The 2,985-nt window shown below is 63.7% G+C and carries 4 protein-coding genes; 2 read left to right on the top strand and 2 right to left on the bottom strand.

What is annotated here, in order from left to right; genetic code table 11:
• Positions 1-685, bottom strand: a 685-nt coding sequence (locus tag EV663_RS15415; RefSeq protein WP_132953418.1) for an ImmA/IrrE family metallo-endopeptidase, incomplete at its 3' end; no start/stop codon positions are given.
• Positions 682-1,002: a helix-turn-helix domain-containing protein gene (locus EV663_RS15410; RefSeq protein WP_132953416.1), complete on the bottom strand. Its 321-nt coding sequence runs from the start codon at positions 1,000-1,002 to the stop codon at positions 682-684. The genes EV663_RS15410 and EV663_RS15415, both read right to left, overlap by 4 nt.
• 162 nt (positions 1,003-1,164) lie before the next feature.
• Here EV663_RS15410 and EV663_RS15405 point away from each other — a divergent pair, with 162 nt between their 5' ends.
• Both EV663_RS15405 and EV663_RS15400 read left to right on the top strand, forming a co-directional pair.
• A complete protein-coding gene (locus EV663_RS15405; protein WP_132953414.1) occupies positions 1,165-2,388 on the top strand; it encodes a hypothetical protein in 1,224 nt (407 codons plus the stop codon).
• Positions 2,389-2,395: 7 nt separating this feature from the next.
• The gene (locus tag EV663_RS15400) at positions 2,396-2,932 is read left to right on the top strand and encodes a hypothetical protein (RefSeq protein ID WP_132953412.1); all 537 of its coding nucleotides are present in this window, start codon (positions 2,396-2,398) and stop codon (positions 2,930-2,932) included.
• Positions 2,933-2,985 lie beyond the last annotated feature (53 nt).

Raw genomic sequence — 2,985 nt, 5'->3', positions numbered from 1 at the left:
CTCCATGGAGAAACTCCACCCCTGTCATCCAACAGGAAAGGACTCGCAGAACCGGAAAATCACAGGAAGGTGGGGACAGAACACCGTTTACGATGAAACCCTCCTTGCCGACGACGATCATGGCGCGCTTGTCGGTGATGGTCATCCATTTCAGGATTGCTGCGGTCAGCGACACGGCATAGCGCTCTGCCAGCTCGGTCATCACGTCGATGTCGATCGCGCGTCCCTTGATCTGCGCGCGGAAATCGTCGAGCGGCATGAGGAGATAGGAGGCGAAGGTGTTCGCCTCCGCCTCGATCCTGTTCCGGGCGCTATCCCAATCCGCCATGTTCCGGCTGGTGCATTGGAGCCCGCCGGGATGAGCCTTCCGATGCAGAAGGTAGTGGCCCAGCTCGTGGGCCAGCGTGAAGTTGCGCCGCCCGGCGGACCGGATGGATTCGTTGTAGATGATGCCCCATTCGCCAGAGCCGTCCGGGCGCGGCATGAGCATGCCCTCGACGCCATTGGACAGATCCACGCCGCCGACCATCGAGATCGGCGCATCTGGAAAGACCTGCCGCGAGAAATCCTGCGCCAACGCTCCCACGTCCACCGGGAATCGCGGCAGGCCGTGTGCTGCCTGATGCAGCGACAGGATCTGCGTCAGGCGGATTGCCCAACCCTGCGGCGTCGTGGGCCAGCTCAATCCTTCTTCCCCCACATGTCGATCATCTGCTGTATCTTCTCCTGATCCTCCGGCTTGAGCTTGCTGAACTTTCGGAAGAACGCCTCCTTTAGAACCTCGTCACCGGGTTCCGCCGTGTCGTCGAGCAGATAGTCGGTGGTGACTTCCAGGGCCTGGGCGATGCGGGTCAGCTTTTCGCCGGAGGGCTTGCGGGTGTCGCGGTTCTCCAGTTCCCAGATGTAGCTCTTGCTCGAGTCGGTGAGCTCGGCGAGCTTGTCGAGCGAATATCCCTTCTCCTGGCGGTGGCGCTTGATCTTGGCGCCGAGGGACGTGGTCATCGCGTCATCCTTGATTCCTTGGTGCTGGCGGCGTGTTCGGTATGCCGAACGAATTCGTGCCGCGCAAGTAGACGCGATGGCGTGTTCGATATATATCGAACGCCAGCGTATCGCTGCACTGATTCCCTCATCCTCCACCTCCCCGGCACGAAAGGGCCCCCGATGACCGCCATCACCGCATTCCTCCGCAAGACCCCGATCACCCGCCTGAAGGACTACTTCACGGCCGGTGGGTTCACCTCGCTTCCGCCGATCGACTGGGCCAAGCCCGAGCCCGAGGTGGTCGAGCCGCTGGTCAAGGCCGTGGACGGCATGTCCGAGGAGGAAAAGCAGCGGGTCATCCTCGACGCCGGTCGTGTCGCAGCGCTCGCCGATGAGCCGGGCCAGAACGCGCTGCAGAACGTCGTGCTGAACCGCGCAGTCTTCGACACCCTCGAGGGCGCCAACAACCGTTCGCTCTGGGTCTTCCTCAAGGAGCCTGATCGCTTCCGCCTGGCGGAAGAGGTCCGCTACAACGACGAACGGCGCCGGGGGCGCTCGTGGAACGGCTTCGAGGTCGAGAAGGACTGCACCGTCCGCCGCGATCCGATCTCCGTTGCAGCCTTTACCAAGGCCATCCGCGACCGCTTCGAGACCCCTCATGTCCATGTCGATATCTTCGACCGGCATCGCATCATCCTCGATGACCAGGAATGCGATCTGGTGCAGGTCGCCGTCTATCGCGAGGGGCGGCCGGAGGACATGCTGGGCTTCGATGCGAAGAGCAAGCTGCAGCGGCGCATCGTGAAGCCGGTGTTCGAGGCCGCCCTGACCTATGAGGCCGAAACCGGCGTCATCGAGGTCGTGGCCAACACGCTGGAGGACCGGAAGGACCTGACCGCGTTCATGGCGCGGGATCTGCTCGGGATCGACTTCAAGGAGAAGCATATCCCGTGGCGCGAATACGACCTGAGCGTACTCCTGAAGCCCTTCGATTTCCCGACCGATCCCGAGGACGGGATCATGGGCGTCACCGTGAAGGAGCTGCGCTTCATGGAGTTGGGGGAGCGCGGCGAGCGCATCACACTGGAATCCATGTCGGGCGCCGAGCGGACGATCTGGGAGATGGCCGAGGAGCGGATCGGCCTCGACATCGGTGGCACAGGGCATCTGCTGCCGGTCGCGACGGAGCCGCCGGAATGGGTCATCACGCGCGCCCGGTTCACGATCAAGTTCCATCCCGGACCCGAGGGAGGCCGCGGGAAATCCCTGACGCTCACTGTCAGGATGCCCCATGGCTGCAACCTCAAGGACATGACCCCGCATGAGCGCCTGATCGGCGAGAAGTACCTGCGGCGCTGGGGCATCCTGACCGACACCGCCGACATCGGTGACCTCGTTGACTAAGTCGGCTGTGGATCTGCTGCTCCTGGCGATGGAAACCCGCGTCGGCAAGGTGCAGGTGGCCACGCTGAAGCAAGTGGCGCCTTGGGCAGCAGACAAGCTGCTCGACGCCAGGCTGTTGGTGGCGACCGGGCGCATCCCGGTCGTCGCCGCCATGGATGCCTATGAGGACGAGCCCATTCCGGCGGAGTGGTGCCCGGAGCGCGGGCAGTACGGCTATCGCAACAGCGTCGGTCGTTGGATAACTGTCGAGGCGGGGGAGATCGCCGCCTGTGTCGTCGATTTTCCTCTGGCATTCGCGAAGATGCTGGTGGCCTTCGAACGCGCCGGGCCTTCGCGCCCGAGCCCCTTGATCGACGGATTCGTCTGGGACGTCGGAACCATCAGGCTGACGGGCGCGAAGTCGCCGGTGCCGGTCTGGTTTGCGCGGCGGCTTGCTGATCCTGCCGTCTGGACGCGACTCGATGCCCTCCTCGAGCGCAGGCCGCCTGAAGAGGTCCGGGTGATTCGTAAGCGTCGTCTGACGGTCACCCGGCTTTCAGCTTGACGGCCGGAAATTCCACGGGAGCAGTTCGTCGAGCCGGCTTTGGGGATGGCCGT

Source organism: Rhodovulum bhavnagarense (genome assembly GCF_004343505.1).
Classification (GTDB): domain Bacteria; phylum Pseudomonadota; class Alphaproteobacteria; order Rhodobacterales; family Rhodobacteraceae; genus Rhodovulum; species Rhodovulum bhavnagarense.
The sequence above is the reverse complement of the archived record's forward strand: the minus strand, read 5'-3'. Positions and strand labels throughout refer to the sequence as shown.

Coding starts and splice junctions, on each gene's coding strand:
- EV663_RS15410 (WP_132953416.1), bottom strand. CDS start 1,002: ATGACCACGTCCCTCGGCGCCAAGATCAAGCGCCACCGCCAGGAGAAG.
- EV663_RS15405 (WP_132953414.1), top strand. CDS start 1,165: ATGACCGCCATCACCGCATTCCTCCGCAAGACCCCGATCACCCGCCTG.